Source organism: Herbaspirillum sp. RTI4 (assembly GCF_034313965.1).
Classification (GTDB): Bacteria; Pseudomonadota; Gammaproteobacteria; order Burkholderiales; family Burkholderiaceae_D; genus Herbaspirillum.
The window spans coordinates 2,754,011-2,770,187 of record NZ_JAVIWQ010000002.1 but is presented as its reverse complement, the minus strand read 5'-3'; the positions used below and the strand labels follow the sequence as shown (position 1 = coordinate 2,770,187).

Annotated in this window: 17 protein-coding genes and 2 tRNA genes; 15 read left to right on the top strand and 4 right to left on the bottom strand. The window is 52.7% G+C overall.

Translation table 11 applies throughout. The features are described 5' to 3' along the window. Nucleotides 1-152 precede the first annotated feature (152 nt). The 9 genes from clpX (at nt 153) to RGU70_RS12235 (ending at nt 7,417) form a co-directional block, all read left to right on the top strand. Nucleotides 153-1,424: an ATP-dependent Clp protease ATP-binding subunit ClpX gene (gene clpX / locus RGU70_RS12275; RefSeq protein ID WP_322209680.1), complete on the top strand. Its 1,272-nt coding sequence runs from the start codon at nt 153-155 to the stop codon at nt 1,422-1,424. Nucleotides 1,425-1,643: 219 nt separating this feature from the next. Beyond that, a complete protein-coding gene (lon, locus tag RGU70_RS12270; protein WP_322209679.1) occupies nt 1,644-4,055 on the top strand; it encodes an endopeptidase La in 2,412 nt (803 codons plus the stop codon). A gap of 295 nt (nt 4,056-4,350) precedes the next feature. Continuing rightward, nucleotides 4,351-4,623 carry an HU family DNA-binding protein gene (locus RGU70_RS12265; protein ID WP_322209678.1) on the top strand — a complete coding sequence of 91 codons (273 nt, stop codon included), beginning with the start codon at nt 4,351-4,353 and terminating at the stop codon, nt 4,621-4,623. A 50-nt stretch (nt 4,624-4,673) separates the two neighbouring features. After that, nucleotides 4,674-4,749, top strand: a tRNA-Val gene (locus RGU70_RS12260). Between the two features lie 28 nt (nt 4,750-4,777). Beyond that, nucleotides 4,778-4,854 (top strand) — tRNA-Asp (locus RGU70_RS12255). Between the two features lie 98 nt (nt 4,855-4,952). After that, entirely contained in the window at nt 4,953-6,284 is a 1,332-nt protein-coding gene (locus RGU70_RS12250; protein ID WP_322209677.1) for a tyrosine-type recombinase/integrase, read from the top strand. 9 nt (nt 6,285-6,293) lie between these two features. Then, entirely contained in the window at nt 6,294-6,665 is a 372-nt protein-coding gene (locus tag RGU70_RS12245) for a hypothetical protein (RefSeq protein WP_322209676.1), read from the top strand. A 35-nt stretch (nt 6,666-6,700) separates the two neighbouring features. Continuing rightward, a complete protein-coding gene (locus tag RGU70_RS12240) occupies nt 6,701-7,183 on the top strand; it encodes a CC0125/CC1285 family lipoprotein (RefSeq protein ID WP_322209675.1) in 483 nt (160 codons plus the stop codon). A 15-nt stretch (nt 7,184-7,198) separates the two neighbouring features. After that, nucleotides 7,199-7,417 (top strand): hypothetical protein, encoded by a 219-nt coding sequence (locus RGU70_RS12235; protein WP_322209674.1) that lies wholly within the window; start codon nt 7,199-7,201, stop codon nt 7,415-7,417. Nucleotides 7,418-7,921: 504 nt separating this feature from the next. On the opposite strand, the gene RGU70_RS12230 is transcribed toward RGU70_RS12235, so the two are convergent. Genes RGU70_RS12230 through RGU70_RS12220 form a run of 3 tightly spaced genes read right to left on the bottom strand, consistent with a single transcriptional unit; the run spans nt 7,922 to nt 10,128 of the window. Further along, on the bottom strand, nt 7,922-8,728 hold the full coding sequence (locus tag RGU70_RS12230; protein ID WP_322209673.1) for an NRDE family protein: 807 nt from the start codon (nt 8,726-8,728) through the stop codon (nt 7,922-7,924). Next, a complete protein-coding gene (locus tag RGU70_RS12225; RefSeq protein ID WP_322209672.1) occupies nt 8,719-9,006 on the bottom strand; it encodes a DUF4936 family protein in 288 nt (95 codons plus the stop codon). The genes RGU70_RS12230 and RGU70_RS12225 overlap by 10 nt, the downstream gene beginning before the upstream one ends. 54 nt (nt 9,007-9,060) lie before the next feature. Continuing rightward, complete coding sequence (locus tag RGU70_RS12220) at nt 9,061-10,128, bottom strand: folate-binding protein YgfZ (RefSeq protein WP_322209671.1); 1,068 nt, start codon at nt 10,126-10,128, stop codon at nt 9,061-9,063. Nucleotides 10,129-10,302: 174 nt separating this feature from the next. Here RGU70_RS12220 and mltG point away from each other — a divergent pair, with 174 nt between their 5' ends. The 6 genes from mltG (at nt 10,303) to RGU70_RS12190 (ending at nt 15,226) form a co-directional block, all read left to right on the top strand. Continuing rightward, nucleotides 10,303-11,289 (top strand): endolytic transglycosylase MltG, encoded by a 987-nt coding sequence (mltG, locus tag RGU70_RS12215; protein ID WP_322209670.1) that lies wholly within the window; start codon nt 10,303-10,305, stop codon nt 11,287-11,289. 97 nt (nt 11,290-11,386) lie between these two features. Next, complete coding sequence (tmk, locus tag RGU70_RS12210; RefSeq protein WP_322210796.1) at nt 11,387-11,995, top strand: dTMP kinase; 609 nt, start codon at nt 11,387-11,389, stop codon at nt 11,993-11,995. A gap of 83 nt (nt 11,996-12,078) precedes the next feature. Further along, nucleotides 12,079-13,128: a DNA polymerase III subunit delta' gene (locus tag RGU70_RS12205; protein ID WP_322209669.1), complete on the top strand. Its 1,050-nt coding sequence runs from the start codon at nt 12,079-12,081 to the stop codon at nt 13,126-13,128. 7 nt (nt 13,129-13,135) lie between these two features. Beyond that, entirely contained in the window at nt 13,136-13,675 is a 540-nt protein-coding gene (locus tag RGU70_RS12200) for an N-acetyltransferase family protein (RefSeq protein ID WP_322209668.1), read from the top strand. Between the two features lie 46 nt (nt 13,676-13,721). Then, a complete protein-coding gene (locus RGU70_RS12195; RefSeq protein WP_322209667.1) occupies nt 13,722-14,522 on the top strand; it encodes a TatD family hydrolase in 801 nt (266 codons plus the stop codon). 38 nt (nt 14,523-14,560) lie between these two features. Beyond that, a complete protein-coding gene (locus tag RGU70_RS12190; RefSeq protein WP_322209666.1) occupies nt 14,561-15,226 on the top strand; it encodes an ankyrin repeat domain-containing protein in 666 nt (221 codons plus the stop codon). A 204-nt stretch (nt 15,227-15,430) separates the two neighbouring features. Here the strand turns inward: RGU70_RS12190 and RGU70_RS12185 are convergent, their stop codons facing one another. Further along, nucleotides 15,431-16,141, bottom strand: a complete 711-nt coding sequence (locus RGU70_RS12185; RefSeq protein WP_322209665.1) for a hypothetical protein — start codon at nt 16,139-16,141, stop codon at nt 15,431-15,433. Nucleotides 16,142-16,177 lie beyond the last annotated feature (36 nt).

Below are 16,177 nucleotides of genomic sequence, written 5' to 3'. Positions count from 1 at the left end.
TCGGTATTGTCAGCATTGCAAGTGTCGTGGGGAGAATATTCTGACCGCGACATGAGGCTGTGATGTCATACTGCTGCCAAGCCTTTGCGTGCCGAGACGAATTCGTGATTCGCAGGTATGATCGAACCTGAACCCTACTGATAGTTGTCCCTATGTCTGATAAAAAATCTACCACTGGTGAAAAGCTGCTTTATTGCTCGTTCTGCGGCAAGAGCCAACACGAAGTTAAAAAGCTGATTGCAGGCCCATCGGTGTTCGTTTGCGACGAATGTATCGACTTGTGCAATGACATCATTCGTGATGAAGCGACGAGCATCGAAGCAGTTGCCGGCACCAAGTCGGAATTGCCGACGCCTCAGGAAATTAGCGGCTTGCTGGATCAGTACGTGATCGGGCAGTCCAACGCCAAGCGCATTTTGGCTGTGGCGGTGTACAACCACTACAAGCGCCTCAAGCATCTCGGCAAGAAAGATGATGTTGAGCTGGCAAAAAGCAATATTCTGCTGGTTGGCCCGACTGGTTCCGGCAAGACACTGCTGGCGCAAACTCTTGCGCGCATGTTGAACGTGCCGTTCGTGATCGCCGATGCCACCACACTGACCGAAGCTGGTTATGTGGGCGAAGATGTTGAAAACATCATCCAGAAGTTATTGCAAAATTGTAATTACGAAGTTGAAAAAGCCCAACGCGGTATTGTTTATATCGATGAAATCGATAAGATTTCTCGTAAGTCAGACAATCCGTCAATTACGCGTGATGTCTCCGGTGAAGGCGTGCAACAGGCGCTGCTCAAGCTGATCGAGGGAACGATGGCCTCTGTGCCACCACAGGGCGGACGCAAGCATCCTAACCAGGATTTCGTTCAGATTGATACCACCAACATCATGTTCATTTGTGGTGGCGCGTTTGATGGCCTCACTAAAATTATTTCCGAGCGTTCAGAGAAAAGCGGAATTGGATTTTCGGCCAATGTCAAAAGCCAGTCCGTCAAGACTGCCAGTGAGGTATTGCTCAATGCAGAACCGGATGACTTGGTCAAATTTGGCTTGATTCCTGAGCTGGTCGGTCGTTTGCCGGTGATCGCTGCGCTCAACGAGTTAAATGAAGAAGCGCTGATTCAGATTTTGCTGGAACCTAAAAATGCCTTGATCAAGCAATATTCCAAACTATTGCAAATGGAGGGCGCGGAACTGGAAATTCGTCCTGCCGCCCTGCAAGCAATTGCCAAAAAGGCATTGGCACGTAAAACGGGTGCTCGCGGATTGCGTTCCATTCTTGAGCATGCTTTGCTTGATGTCATGTACGAATTGCCCAGCGAGCAAAATGTTGCCAAGGTCGTGATTGATGAAAATACCATCACTAACGGTGCCAAGCCGCTGCTGATCTACCACGAGCAGCCAAAGGTATCGGGCGGAGCAGCCTGACGCAGATGTAGCGTTTGCGCGCTGCATTTTCAGGTCCGCCCGATAGCCTGACTTCAGGTCTTGGCAGCTTCCGTGGAAAAATTTGGAGCAGATAAGTTGACTAAGTTTTACATGCTGTCGTTTTTGCAAACCGGGGAGGCCGGGTTATATTGAAGTTTGGGCTTGTATTTTGCTTGTTCGCGCCAACATCATTAACAAGTATTTTTGATAGGGCACGCCATGATAACTTCTACTCTTACTGAACAAACCCAACTGCCACTGCTGCCGTTGCGGGATGTTGTAGTGTTTCCTCACATGGTCATTCCCCTGTTCGTGGGACGACCAAAATCGATCAAGGCGCTGGAAGCCGCGATGGAGCAAGGCAAAAGCATCATGCTGGCAGCGCAGAAAGCCGCCGCCAAGGATGAGCCTTCTCCCGATGATATTTACGAAATCGGTTGCGTCGCTAATATTCTGCAAATGTTGAAATTGCCCGACGGTACCGTCAAGGTTCTGGTTGAAGGGGCGCAACGCGCACGGATTCATCATATTGTCGAACTCGATACCCATTTTGTCGCTGACCTGACCCCAATAGAATCGGAGCAGGGCACTGGTGCCGAGGTGGAGGCAATGCGTCGCACCATCGTTCAGCAATTTGACCAGTACGTCAAACTGAATAAAAAAATCCCACCTGAGATTCTGACCTCTTTATCGGGGATTGATGATGCCGGCCGTCTGGCCGATACGATCGCCGCGCATTTGCCGCTCAAGCTGGAGCAGAAACAAGTCATTCTTGAAATTTTCAATGTCGCCAAGCGGCATGAGCATTTGCTCGGTCAGCTTGAAGGTGAGCTTGATATTCTGCAGGTGGAAAAGCGTATCCGCGGCCGTGTTAAGCGGCAGATGGAAAAATCGCAACGCGAATACTATTTGAACGAGCAAGTGAAGGCGATCCAGAAAGAGCTGGGAGAAGGCGAAGACGGCGCCGATCTGGAAGAGCTGGAAAAGAAAATTCTGGCGGCAAAAATGCCGAAGGAAGCGCTCGAAAAAGCACAAAGCGAATTGAAAAAGCTCAAGCTGATGTCGCCGATGTCAGCTGAAGCTACCGTGGTGCGGAACTACATCGACACCTTGGTCGGACTGCCATGGAAGAAAAAATCGAAGGTCAATAATGAACTGGCGAATGCTGAAAAAGTACTCGACGGCGACCATTACGGACTCGATAAGGTAAAAGAACGCATTCTGGAATACCTTGCCGTTCAACAGCGCGTGGAAAAACTGAAAGCGCCGATTCTGTGTTTTGTCGGTCCTCCCGGTGTCGGTAAGACCTCTCTCGGTCAGTCGATTGCAAAAGCAACTAACCGCAAGTTTGTCCGCATGGCTTTAGGTGGTGTGCGCGATGAGGCAGAAATTCGTGGTCATCGCCGGACTTATATTGGCTCGATGCCGGGCAAGATTTTGCAAAGCCTGTCCAAGGCCGGCGTGCGTAATCCCTTGTTCCTGCTCGATGAAATTGACAAACTGGGAACGGATTTCAGGGGTGATCCTGCATCTGCTTTGCTGGAAGTACTGGACCCTGAGCAGAACCATACGTTTTCGGACCATTACATCGAAGTCGATTTCGATTTGTCCGATGTGATGTTTGTTGCGACGTCAAATTCGTTCAACATCCCGCCTGCATTGCTGGATCGGATGGAAGTCATTCGCTTGTCCGGTTATACGGAAGATGAAAAAACAGGTATCGCACAGCGTTACCTGATGCAGAAGCAGATCAAGAATAATGGTCTGAAAGCGGACGAAATCAGCATTGCTGAGAGCGCAATCCGGGACATCATCCGTTATTACACACGCGAAGCAGGCGTACGTTCACTCGAGCGTGAAATCTCCAAAATTTGCCGCAAAGTTGTCAAAATGCTCTTGCTGAAGAAGCAGGAGAAAAAAGTTGCTATCACTTCTCGCAATATTGACAAATTCCTTGGTGTGCGACGTTTCGATTTTGGCGTAGCTGAAAAAGAAAATCAGGTTGGACAGGTTGTCGGCCTTGCATGGACTGAAGTCGGTGGTGAGCTGTTGACCATCGAAGCCGTCAAGATGCCGGGTAAAGGCAATACCATCCGAACCGGCACCTTAGGTGATGTGATGAAAGAGTCTATCGAAGCCGCGCGTACTGTCATGCGCAGTCGTGCTGCCAAATGGGGCATCAAGAATGAGGCTTTTGAAAAGAGCGATATCCACATTCACGTTCCTGAAGGTGCAACACCTAAAGATGGACCATCCGCTGGCGTTGGGATGACTTTGGCAATGGTATCGGTATTTACCGGTATCCCGGTGCGTGCCGATGTGGCAATGACGGGTGAAATTACTTTGCGTGGGGAAGTTCTGGCGATTGGTGGTTTGAAAGAGAAATTGCTGGCGGCGCATCGTGGTGGAATCAAGACGGTCATGATCCCTGAGCAGAATGTCAAAGATCTGGCTGAGATACCTGATAACGTTAAAAACAAGCTTGAAATCATTCCGGTTCGCTGGATCGATAAAGTACTTGAAGTCGCTTTAGAGCGGCAGCCAGTGCCTCTGACTGAAGATGAAATCGTGTTGGATAATGCCGTTGTAAAAAAACTGGAAGGTGGCGACCCACTCGTCGTCAAGCATTAACTCAGTGACAGCTATGGGGTCCTTACTAAGTTGATAGCTATATTGACGTGAAGGGAATTCCCGCAAAGAAAAAGCGTTCTTCGGAACGCTTTTTTTCGTTTACGACTGATGTCGCAGTTTGTTGTGTGCTTTCCGATAGGAAGGTAAGACCTTGCCGGGTAAAGCGCTTGACAGTGCGATAGGGGGCTTGTTTAATGTGCGATGCAGTTCATCTGCATTATCAGTTGCAGTAGCGGGCATGGCGTCATGCCATGCGCTTGCTACACTCTTATTCGAATAAATAAAAGGAGCGTAAGTGAACAAGACCGAATTGATCGATCACATTGCCAAATCTGCGGATATTTCCAAAGCCGCATCAACCCGCGCCTTGGATTCCATCATCGCCGCAGTGAAAACCACGTTGAAAAAAAACGGCACCGTTACATTAGTCGGTTTTGGTACATTTTCTGTGGGGAAGCGCGCAGCGCGTACTGGCCGAAATCCTCGCACTGGTGAGGCGATTAAAATCAAGGCCGCGAAGGTTCCTAAATTTAAGCCTGGCAAAGCTTTGAAAGATGCGCTAAACTAACGCTCTTTCCACATCAGTGACATGGTGTGGATGTCGGGCTAATTAGGTGCGGGTGCTTAGCTCAGTTGGTAGAGCGGCGCCCTTACAAGGCGTAGGTCGGGAGTTCGAGCCTCTCAGCACCCACCAAGAAGCCAGTCAAGTAATAAATAAACCAGGAGTGGTAGTTCAGCTGGTTAGAATACCGGCCTGTCACGCCGGGGGTCGCGGGTTCGAGTCCCGTCCACTCCGCCATCATATGGGAAACCGATGTAAGTCTTTGATTTACATCGGTTTTTTCATTTGGCACGCAATCCGTGCTTTTCGGGTTGGTAGCAGTTTTGGTAGCAACCATGCCGCTCACCTTGCCTGTCTACTTCCTTGGCCGAACCTATGTCCTGCACACACGCATTGCAGGCCGACAGTTCAAACGCTCCCTCAAAACCGCCAATCCCAAGGTGGCTACACTGAGAGCCATCAATTTATTGAGGGCTGCACAGATGGCTACCAAGGGAGACCGACCTGACCTGTCAGATTTCGACTTTGATGCGGATTTACGCAAATACAAAATCAAAGTCGGGGATATCGAAATTGAGGCCAACGATGAGGCAGATCATCGACGAGCAATGGAGGTCATTGACCGCATTGGCATGATTGATGGAGGCTTCCCCAAGTCTCGACCAGCACCCCCATCGACTGAAAAAACGGCCATGGCGATTCGTAAGGGAACGGCCACCGGGGACAAAAAGGATAAGCCACCTACGACCTACATGGAGCTTTTTGAGAAATACAAAAAGCTCAAAGGCTCGACCAAGAGATCGACGTTCAAAGATTACGAAAGCACACTCACCGATTTCGAGCAGTGGGCCGACACTCCGTTGCTTTGGGAAGTTGATGAGGACATGATTACGGAGTTCATTGAGTATCTTGCCGACAAAGGCAATATAGAGCCGACGATTGACAAGAAGATCGGGACCATACGGTCCATGTTCAACTTCGGGAAGAAACACAATTATCTGTCTGGTGATAACCCCGCAGCGGAACGAAATTTGCAATCACGCCAGCAAAAATATGCTGGTGGGCACAAGTTCTATGAACTCGACGAAGTCAAGCAAGTCATGGGTGGGCCAGAATTCAAAGCGTTGAATCAAAGCGAAACCAATTTCTACCTGATTGCCGTGGCTGCGTTGCTCACTGGCATTCGCATCACGGCTTTGGCGAGTCTCACGGTTGCAGATTTCAGAACCACGGTAGATGGGCATCCATATATCAATGTCCAAAAAGACAAGACCCCCGCAGGAAGGAGGAATGTCCCAATTCCCCAAGTGCTCTGGGACCGTTTGAAAGCATATCTCAGCAAAAACCAGTCGTTCGGTTTTGGTCTGCGGGAGGACGGCAAAGGTGCGTCTGATCCGGTTCGTAAATTGCTCAACACGCATCTGGCTTCAATCGGCATGAACGACCGTGGTTTCACCATTCATGGTCTACGCAAGACGCTCAACGGTCAGTTTTTCAGAGACAAGGTTGACCTTGAAACTCGATGCCAATTTATGGGACACGAGTTGAATAATGTGAATTCAACCGTGTATGTTCCGGGTATGCCAATGCAGAAGCGTTCAACCGATGAGATCGCAGTCGATGTGCTGCCTAGCCAGATGAAGCTCCTGAATCTCATTGAGTTCTGAGAAGCGAATATGAAGACAATTTTAAAAAAAATCTTTGGTGCTGGTGTAGAGAAAAAAACGCCAGTTCCCACCGCATCGGATTACTTGATTGGTGTTGCTCAATCGTGTGAAATCGCGGCCGTTTTGGATGCGGGGCATTACTCGGCAATCTTGATTCAACTCGATGTCCCATCAACTGAATTCAAGCAACATCTTGTCGATCATGATGCGTTGACTGTCTTTGTGAAAATCATAGAGCAGCGGATCAACGACAAAGACTTTGAAGACCCGATGCCGAACCGCCAGAATTTGGGATTAAAGTCTCCGAGTCCTACGCTCGATGAGGTCAAGCGAATTGTCGTTGCAGGCGATCAAAAGATCATTTGCAATTGGAGTAAGTAGTTAGTGGGATTGATCGTATTTTTAAGGGAATGAAAATGAAAAAACTGTTTGCTCTGGCTCTCGTTGCATTCGTCTCAGGGTGTTCAACTTCGTATCAGCCATACAGCTATTTTGGCGGTGGTGGATATAAGGACATTCAACTTAGCGAGAACAGTTTCAAAATCACAGTTGAGGCTAATGGATACACAAGCAAGTCCCAAGCGGCAGACCTAGCACTTTTGAGGGCGGCAGATTTGACCCTCGAACAAGGGTTCAAGCATTTCGTGATCGTTGATTCTGCCGATCAAAGTCATGGAATGAATTACACAACGCCCACGACGACCACGATGAACGTCACCGGAAACAAATTTGGAGCCACTGGAACTGCTCAAACATACGGTGGGCAAACCTTCTATGTAGCTTTTCCAACTCCCGTTTTGACGATTCTCACTTTCAAGGAAAAGCCGCCAATTTCCGGAATGGTCTATGATGCAGCAATAACCTCTCGATCACTTAGGCAACAACTAAACATCAAGTAGTCTGAAATGAGAACTATGCTGAACATTGATCAAGCCATTGCCGTGATTTGCAAAGAATTTGAGGGCTTTACCTTTGTTAGTTATGACAAGGACGAGCACGATGCGGATCGATGCGTTGTTCGCGGGACTTATGGGGATCGAAAGATTGCTCTGGATTTTCCAATCCTTCGCCTGCGAACAGTTGATGCGGCTCTATTGAAGAATATTCGGAAGCAGCTAATAGGAAATGAGTAAGCTCATCTCGGGGAATGAGATCGACGCTGTATCGGTGTTTTGTGGGCGTGGTTTTTTGGTTGAGATATCTCGTGGCACCTGACGGAATTGCTAGATTTGATTTCAATGTCGTATCTTGTTACCGATTGCAACTTGCGTTTGACCTTGTAGATGCCCCGCAATTTTCTGTCGGGTTCGCGATCTGCAACGACAAATGCGAACTGAACTGCATCCAAAAAATTGGACACCGATCCAACCTCTGGGGTGTTTTTCACGGCGAGAATCGAAGGAAGGCGCATGCATGCGCCTTGGCGGCCTGCATGGTGCAGGCGAGCCTCAATCGCTTCACCAGCATAAAAAATGCCCACTAGAGAACTGAGCGCGTAATGGCGTCATTTCTTTAATGGGCATTTCATTGATTGATTCAGTGCCGATTCCCGAATGCATGAGCATCGCTTATCAAATCACTCATCATTGCCAGCGAAAACAGCGGCCTTAGCGCTCCTTAGAAGCAAACTTCAGCGCTCAACGGTAATCCACCTTCATCTTGCAGGTCGTCGTCGTATGCCGATCCGTTGTCGGGAGTATCTGATACTCCGGCGCAAGCGGGTCTATTGTCTGTTCGATGAGCGACGGCAGTCCGACCGCAGGGACGCAGAGCAAAGTCGAGGCGCGCGTGCCGTAATCGGACGACAGGATAAAGACAGAAGACAGCATGCGCTCACGATCTATTCCTATGCCGGTATCGGGCAAACGGCAATCGCTGGCGCGGGTAGTGTCGCCCAGCATCTCAAAGTAAGTTTCCGGAGGGGCGCCCTGACACAGCAGACTGGCGAATTGAGCTTTGGCTCGCGTGACTTTGGGCCAGGGAGTATCAAGCAGGGCATTGGATAGGCCATAGACGCCGGTTTCCAATGGGCGGCCATTACGCGCATCACCCTCGCCGCGATTGGAATACCAGAACAAGCTGGAGCGATCGCCCAACAGCAAGTTGAATCCGTTATAACGATCTGCTTCGGCAGCGATTTCTTGCAAATAATCTTGGGGTGTCGCCGTGCCGGACAGATAGGCGGCAACCAACGCACCGCGGCTGGGCGCATCCGTACGGTGCTCGGATTCACCACGAAAATTCGTCAGCGCGGCAAAACGGCCCTCGCGTGTCACGCCCATCCAGGTGCCGCCGTCTTGCAGGTCGCGACCGGCGTAAATATCGGGCTGATCTTCCCACCAGCCTGCAGCACTGCTTGGGCGAGCATAAAATTCATCGCGATTGCTGGCTACAACCAGGGGCATGCCAGGAATGACTTTCCAGGCCAGAACGATTAGACACATGGCGAAATGTCCATAAAATGTTCGGCATGACGTTCACCGGAGAGCAGCGACGGAAGCTGATGCCGAATAGCAGCCTCTTCCAGCAGCGACTCGAAATTGTCTGGCATATTCGGATAAATTTCCATCCAGGTCTGGCAGCCATCGCGTTCAAGCGGACGCCTTTTCAGCGACCCCATGACGCCCGATTGCAGATGCAACTCCGCTTGCATGGCGCTGACATGCTCCAGTATCAACTGCGTTTGCGCTAACCCGACACGATAATAGATATACAAATCCATGGCGCGCTCAGCTTGGCCTGAGCCGACGCGGGCTCATGCGGAAGTAGGCGCCGGTCATGCCGGTTCGGTTAATGCGTAAGGAAGCGGTTCAAAGTTCAGCACCGGACCGGTAGCCGACCCCAGATGCACAGTACCGGCGTCGCAGGCAGCCAGTTTGATTTCAACGAGGCAACTTGAAATGTCCGCTGTACTTAATGCTGCATTAATTACCATGCCGCAAGGTTGATCTGTATCGGCGCTGGAGAAAATTTCCGTCCCGGCGACGACGTTCGGCGCAGCGACCGTTGCCAGTGCAGCACGACGTTTCAGTTTCCCCAGATACTGGCTGCGCGCCACGATTTCTTGTCCCGGATAGCAGCCTTTCTTAAAATTCACGCCGCCGATCAACTCGAAATTAATCATCTGTGGAACGAATTGCTCTTGCGTTGCCGGGGTGATGCGCGGGATGCCGGCACGAATATCGCCTAACAACCATGCCGACGTACCGGCAGCCGCCAACTCCACCGTCAATGCCGGCCACGCTGTCATGGCAAGCTCTTGCGTCACGATCCACTGATAGCGCGGCACGCCATCTGCATCCGCCAAACGGATCAGGCTACCGGAATCGCTATCGATTTTGTCGTAAGGACTGGCAGGCAAGTCGCTGAACCACGGCTGCAACACCTGCGCCGCGCGCGTACCGCTCACGCCGAGCGCGACGATGCTGTCGCTGACATCCTCAATCTTGACCTTGGAACGCATTACGAACATCTGCAAGCGCTTGTGAATTGCCGCCAGCATGACTCGCGGCAATTGCAGATAAATCGTCCCTGCGCTGTTCCAGATCAGAAAACTGGCCAGCAAGCGACCCTTGGGCGTGCAGTAACCGGCCAGGCGGGCTTCATTGGTTCCCAGATGCTCGACATCGTTGGTCAACTGATTGTGCAAAAAAGAGGCAGCATCGTCGCCGCTGAAAGCGAGCAAACCCAGATCAGTCAGCGGCGCAAGCAGGTCGGACGGTGGCACTAAGGAATCGTCACCGAAACCGAGCAAAGCCGGTCCCGGTGTTGCGCTGTCGAAATGTGCTCCATGCTGTGCCAGAAAAGCCAGCCAGCCGGAGGGGGAAACAGATGAATCGAGCATAAATTAGGAGACTTTCTCGTCAGCGATTATCATGGAGCCCAGTAGTTCATTTCATTGCATGACAGCGTGCCTTTGCGATTCTGTTGTTCTGGCATCGATGAAATGATCGGTCATTAAGTTGTCATTATAGTGACGTCACAAAAAAGCGTAGGCACACGCCGTATTTATCCTCTGATGAAAAAATTCCTCTTGTTTTTATTCTCGATTGCGCTCTTGCTGTCAGCGGGCGCATGGTTCTGGGTGCAGCAGCCGATTCTGGCGCAGGGCGAGGCCCCCATCGAATTTACGATCATTGGCGGGAGTGGTGTCTACGGCGCAGCCCTGCAGATCGCCGACGCCGGTGTGCCAATCAATCCGCTGCTGCTGACGGTAATTCTGCGCGCCAGCGGAGAGGCAGCAAAAATCAAGGCCGGCAGCTATACGCTCAAACCCGGCGTCACACCATTGCGCCTGTTGCGGCAACTGGTGCGCGGCGAATTTACCCAGCAGGCGCTGACCGTCATCGAAGGCTGGACGTTCCGCCAAATGCGCCAGGCAATCGCCGCGCATCCGGGACTCAAGCACGATAGCGCCGCGCTGTCGGACGCCGAACTGATGACCAAACTTGCTCCTGACGGCACTGCGCCTATTCCGGAAGGTTTGTTTTTCCCCGACACTTATCTGTTTGCCAAGGGTGCCAGTGACTTCCAGGTCTATCGTCAGGCTTTCGCGCTAATGAATAAACGCCTCGCCGAAGCATGGACCCGGCGCGACACCTCGCTGCCTTACCGTTCCCCTTACGAAGTCCTGACCATGGCTTCCATCGTGGAAAAAGAAACCGGACGCCGATCCGAGCGCGGACTGGTCGCCGGCGTTTTCACCAATCGACTGAAAATGAACATGCCCTTGCAAACCGACCCGACGGTGATTTATGGCATGGGCGATCGCTATCACGGCACGATCTACAAATCCGATTTGCAAAACGATACCCTGTACAACACCTATACCCGACGCGGCCTGCCACCGACGCCGATCGCCTTGCCGGGTGCCGCCTCGCTGGCCGCCGCCGTTAATCCCGATAAAACCGACGCCCTGTATTTCGTAGCGCGCGGCGACGGCACCAGCCATTTTTCCGACAACCTGAATGAGCATAACCAGGCAGTCAACCGCTATCAGCGATGACCCATGTGTCCGTTATGGCCCTGAACCTGAACCTGACCCTGACCCTGACCCTTTGAGCCTGCTTGCACAAAGAACAACAACCGAAAGCAACGAGCATATCCAAATGGCAAAATTCATCACTTTTGAAGGTATAGACGGTGCCGGAAAATCCACCCACATTCCCTTCGTCGCCGAATTGTTGCGCGCCCGTGGCCTGACGGTAGTGACCACCCGCGAACCGGGCGGTACCGCGCTGGGAGAAAGTTTGCGCGACCTGCTGCTGCATCAAACCATGCATCTGGAAACGGAAGCGCTGTTGATGTTTGCCGCACGACGCGAACATCTGGCACAAGTGATCGAACCGGCGCTGGCCCGCGGCGACTGGGTGATCTCCGACCGTTTTACCGATGCCAGCTTCGCCTATCAGGGCGGCGGTCGGCAATTGTCGCGGGACAAACTGGAAATGCTGGAGCGCTGGGTTCACCCGCATCGGCAACCGGATTTGACGCTGCTGTTCGATGTCCCGCTGGAGGTCGCCCGGGCGCGTCTCGATGCCGAACGGACACCGGACAAATTTGAACAGGAACATGCCGCGTTTTTCTCTGCCACCCGCGACGAATATTTACGTCGTGCCGCGCAATTTCCGGCGCGTTTCCGCATCGTCGACGCCACGCAATCGATGGATGCCACGCGCGCCCATCTGCAAACGCTGATTGCAGTGCTGTAATTGAGCCGCTGCATCTGAGCCGCTGTTATTGAGCCCAATCAAGCGTCGACGCCATCAGGCAACTACATGAACATGGAACAGCAATGACTGAATCATCCCCGGATTTACTGCTTCCCTGGCAACAGGAAAGCTGGCAGCAATTACAGCAAATGCGCGCCCGTTTGCCGCACGCGATCCTGTTTCACGGCGCAGAAGGCAGCGGCAAAGTCGATTTTGCGGAAGCCTTCGCCCAGTCCTTGTTGTGCGAAGCGCCACGCGCAGACGGTCATGCTTGCGGGCAATGCGGCTCCTGCGGCTGGTTCGCCCAGCATAACCATCCCGATTACCGCCGTGTGCGCCCGGAATTTCTGGACGGTGAAATGGCCGCCGACGATGCCGAGGGTGGCGAAGAAAAAAAAGGTGCCAAGGTCAGCAAGGTGCCTTCCAAGGAAATCAAGATCGACCAGATTCGGGCGCTGGCCGATTTCATGAACATCTCTACTCACCGCGCCGGCATGCGCGTGGTCCTGTTATATCCGGCCGAAGCACTCAATGTCGCCGCTTCCAACGCCTTGCTCAAAACACTGGAAGAACCGCCTCCGGCTACGGTATTTTTGCTGGTCACGCACCGGATAGACCGGCTGCTGCCGACGGTACTGTCGCGCTGCCGTAAATTTGCTTTGCATGCACCCGATACGGCGCAGGCGCTGGCCTGGCTCAAGACGCAAGGCGTCAAGGATGCCGACGCATGGCTGGCAGAGCAGGGCGGCGCACCTTTGCTGGCACTCGCAGCGGCGCAAACCGGCGGTAATGAAGTGATGGAGGAGCTGCTACGGCACCTCGCACATCCCGGCATTGACGGCGCGCTGAAAACGGCGGAACGGCTGCACAAGACCCCTGCGCCGGAACTGGTCGGCTGGATGCAGCGCTGGAGCTACGATTTGCTGTCGCTGAAAGCGACCGGCATCCTGCGTTATTACCCGCGTTACCGCAAGCAATTGCAGGCACTGGCCAACCGTGCCGATACTCTGGCGCTGACCCGCTCGCTCAAAGCCATCAATGACCGTAGCGCCATAGCCTCACATCCGCTTTCGGCAAAATTATTTGTCGAAGACATGCTGCTCGATTACGTCGCTGTGTTTGAGCAGGAATAATGTCGAGATGATTATTTCTTCGCTTGCCGTCACTGGCCGTCATCGTCTCGCCACCCGCAGCGACTTGCCGGCGATTGTGGCGATCTACAACAGCACCGTCGCCTCCCGCGAAGTTACTGCCGACACGGAACCCGTCAGCGTGGCCTCCCGTGAAGCGTGGTTCGATGCTCATTCACCCGCGCACCGCCCCTTATGGGTCGTGGACGATGCGGACGGCGGGCTGCTCGGCTGGCTCTCGTTTTCCGATTTCTACGGTCGTCCTGCCTATGCCGGTACGGCCGAGCTGTCGATTTATTTGCATCAGAACGCGCGTGGTCAGGGGCTGGGCCGTTATCTGATGCAAGCCGCCATTGCGCATGCCCCGGTGTTGAAGGTGCATTCTCTGCTCGGCTTTATTTTTGGTCACAATGTGGCCAGCCTGAGCCTGTTCGAGCGTTTCGGATTTATTCGCTGGGGCAACTTGCCCAATGTCGCCACACTGGATGGCGTGGAACGCGATCTGGTTATCATGGGCAAGCGACTCGATCTTGATCTGGATCACGCTTAAGCAAGCCGCAAACTCAGGAAATCAGCAACCAGTACAATACGCCCCTATGTATATCGACTCCCACTGCCACATCAATTTCCCTGACCTGCTTGCCCGCCTGCCGGAGATACTTTCCCGCATGAGCGAAAATCAGGTCAGCCACGCACTTTGCGTCTCCGTCGATCTGCCGACCTTCCCGGAGGTACTGGCGTTAGCAGAAAGCTATCCGCACATTTACGCCTCGGTCGGCGTGCATCCCGATTACGAAGACACACCGGAACCGGACGTGGCGCAACTTCTCGCGTTGGCGGCGCATCCTAAAGTCATTGCCATCGGCGAAACCGGGCTCGATTATTTCCGTCTGCAAGGCGATCTGGAATGGCAGCGCGAGCGTTTTCGCACCCACATCCGCGCCTCGCGGGCCTGCGGCAAACCGCTCATCATCCATACCCGTTCAGCCGCTGACGACACGCTGCGCATCATGAAGGAAGAGGGTGCCGGGCCGGAAGCGGGTGGCGTCGGCGGCGTCATGCATTGTTTTACCGAGTCACTGGAAGTCGCTGAGGCTTCGATCGCGCAAGGTTTCTACATTTCTTTGTCCGGCATCGTCACCTTCAAGAGTGCCAAGGCGCTACAGGATGTGGCGCGCCATATTCCGCTCGAACGCATGCTGATCGAAACCGATTCGCCTTATCTGGCTCCGGTGCCGCATCGGGGCAAGACCAATGAACCAGGGCTGGTCATGCATGTCGCGCAATGTATTGCCGATTTGCGCGGTATCCCGGTCGAAGTGGTCGCCCGCCACACCAGCGAGAATTTTTTCCGTTTGTTCGGCTTGCCGCCTGCTCCTGCTGCATTACCTGCCTGATCGCCCTTATGCCGACTTCTTTTATGCCGACCCCTCTTATGCCGACCCCTCTTCTGCGCACCGTCTTACCGCTGATCACTATCCTGTTGTCTCTGCTCCTGCCGGGCAGTGCTACTGCAGGTTCCTACGACGATTATTTCAAAGCGGTCCGTCTGGATGATCCTGCGACGATCAAAGAACTGATGCAGCGCGGCCTGAGCCCCAACATGGTGGAAGCGGACCGCAACGAAACGGCGATGATCGTCGCATTGCGCGAAGATTCGATGAAGGTATTCAACTTGCTGCTCGATACGCCCGGTATCGACATCAATGCGCAGGCCGCCAACGGGGACGATGCGCTGATGATTGCCTCTTACAAGGGGAATGTGGTGGCAGTCAAGGCGCTGCTGGCCAAGGATGTGGAAGTTAACCGGCCGGGCTGGACCCCGCTACATTACGCTGCCGCCAGCGGCAATATGGAGATCGTCGATCTGCTGCTGGATGCTTCCGCCTACATCGATGCCGAATCGCCGAACGGCACTACACCGCTGATGATGGCGACGCGTAATGGCAAAGATAAAACGGTGGAATTGCTACTGAAGGAAGGCGCTGACGCCAGCCTGAAAAATGCGCTGGGTATGACGGCGGCCGATTTTGCAGAAAAATTCGAGTTCAAAGGGATCGCTGCGATTCTATTGAAACATCAGCAGGCATTTCAGAAATAATCCGTCTTTCAGCAGATTTCTGTTTTAGTCAGGATTTACGCAAAAGCCCGCTGGCGATATAACAACGCCAGCGGGCTTTTGCGTAAATCCTGAATTTCTGACCACACCTATTCCGATTAGCCCTATTCCTATAGGGCCTGTTGATATTCCAACAAGGTAATATCAACAGGCCCTGAGGCTATGCACACCATCGCTGGGCAGGCTTTATTGCGCTGAAAGCGCTTTGCGTGCCGTGATGGCGATATCTCTGCGTAGTACCTCAGGAATCGTGGACATGATGCGATATCCCTCCCCTTCGCCGTCGTTCTGAACGTGGTTGAAATCGCCGTATTTTTCCAGCAACTCTCGCAGTATCGGGAGGATTTCTGCACGACCCGAAGCGGGAAGGGGCAAGCAGGCATCCCAACCGCTGCGGCATATATTGACCTGCAAGGCGCGCGTAGCAAAACGGTGTTCCATTTCTGCCAGCGTGACAAGGCCGCTTTCCTTTTCCAGACAGACCAGGAAAATCAAATGCTCCGCTTGTCGCAATGCGGCGCAAAAGCCACTACAAAACTGCTCTGGCGATTGGTAAAGCAATGCCGGAATATGAATGGTCCACTCGAAAGGGTCGAATTCAATCGCAATTTTTCCTTCATCATTATGGAAGCGGATGCGAGGAAGAAAATCGAATTGATAGCCATAAAAAAGATCGTAGCAAGCTCCAAGCAGGATGGTCTTTGCTTGTTCTTCATCCGGGTTTTTCTTTTGCAGGATATCGACGGCTTTTCTGACTTCCAATGTCAGCCTATGGACGACGTCTTTTTGCGCAAGCCCAATTTCGCCTAGCCAGCGTTCAGCTTTGCTGGCGTCAAGGGGCGGTGCGAAGTGAGGTGAGGGTGTCTTTGTCTTCATGTCATTAATACGATTCATCATTTGTCTGCTTTGCTTCTTTGATTGGCATCATACGGG

What these genes read in the sequence shown, in the direction of transcription:
- RGU70_RS12200 (WP_322209668.1), top strand. Translation starts at nt 13,136, where the DNA reads ATGATTATTTCTTCGCTTGCCGTCACTGGCCGTCATCGTCTCGCCACC.
- RGU70_RS12205 (WP_322209669.1), top strand. Translation starts at nt 12,079, where the DNA reads ATGACTGAATCATCCCCGGATTTACTGCTTCCCTGGCAACAGGAAAGC.
- mltG (WP_322209670.1), top strand. Translation starts at nt 10,303, where the DNA reads ATGAAAAAATTCCTCTTGTTTTTATTCTCGATTGCGCTCTTGCTGTCA.
- RGU70_RS12230 (WP_322209673.1), bottom strand. Translation starts at nt 8,728, where the DNA reads ATGTGTCTAATCGTTCTGGCCTGGAAAGTCATTCCTGGCATGCCCCTG.
- RGU70_RS12190 (WP_322209666.1), top strand. Translation starts at nt 14,561, where the DNA reads ATGCCGACCCCTCTTCTGCGCACCGTCTTACCGCTGATCACTATCCTG.
- clpX (WP_322209680.1), top strand. Translation starts at nt 153, where the DNA reads ATGTCTGATAAAAAATCTACCACTGGTGAAAAGCTGCTTTATTGCTCG.
- RGU70_RS12235 (WP_322209674.1), top strand. Translation starts at nt 7,199, where the DNA reads ATGCTGAACATTGATCAAGCCATTGCCGTGATTTGCAAAGAATTTGAG.
- RGU70_RS12195 (WP_322209667.1), top strand. Translation starts at nt 13,722, where the DNA reads ATGTATATCGACTCCCACTGCCACATCAATTTCCCTGACCTGCTTGCC.
- RGU70_RS12250 (WP_322209677.1), top strand. Translation starts at nt 4,953, where the DNA reads ATGCCGCTCACCTTGCCTGTCTACTTCCTTGGCCGAACCTATGTCCTG.
- lon (WP_322209679.1), top strand. Translation starts at nt 1,644, where the DNA reads ATGATAACTTCTACTCTTACTGAACAAACCCAACTGCCACTGCTGCCG.
- RGU70_RS12185 (WP_322209665.1), bottom strand. Translation starts at nt 16,141, where the DNA reads ATGATGAATCGTATTAATGACATGAAGACAAAGACACCCTCACCTCAC.
- RGU70_RS12220 (WP_322209671.1), bottom strand. Translation starts at nt 10,128, where the DNA reads ATGCTCGATTCATCTGTTTCCCCCTCCGGCTGGCTGGCTTTTCTGGCA.
- RGU70_RS12240 (WP_322209675.1), top strand. Translation starts at nt 6,701, where the DNA reads ATGAAAAAACTGTTTGCTCTGGCTCTCGTTGCATTCGTCTCAGGGTGT.
- RGU70_RS12225 (WP_322209672.1), bottom strand. Translation starts at nt 9,006, where the DNA reads ATGGATTTGTATATCTATTATCGTGTCGGGTTAGCGCAAACGCAGTTG.
- RGU70_RS12245 (WP_322209676.1), top strand. Translation starts at nt 6,294, where the DNA reads ATGAAGACAATTTTAAAAAAAATCTTTGGTGCTGGTGTAGAGAAAAAA.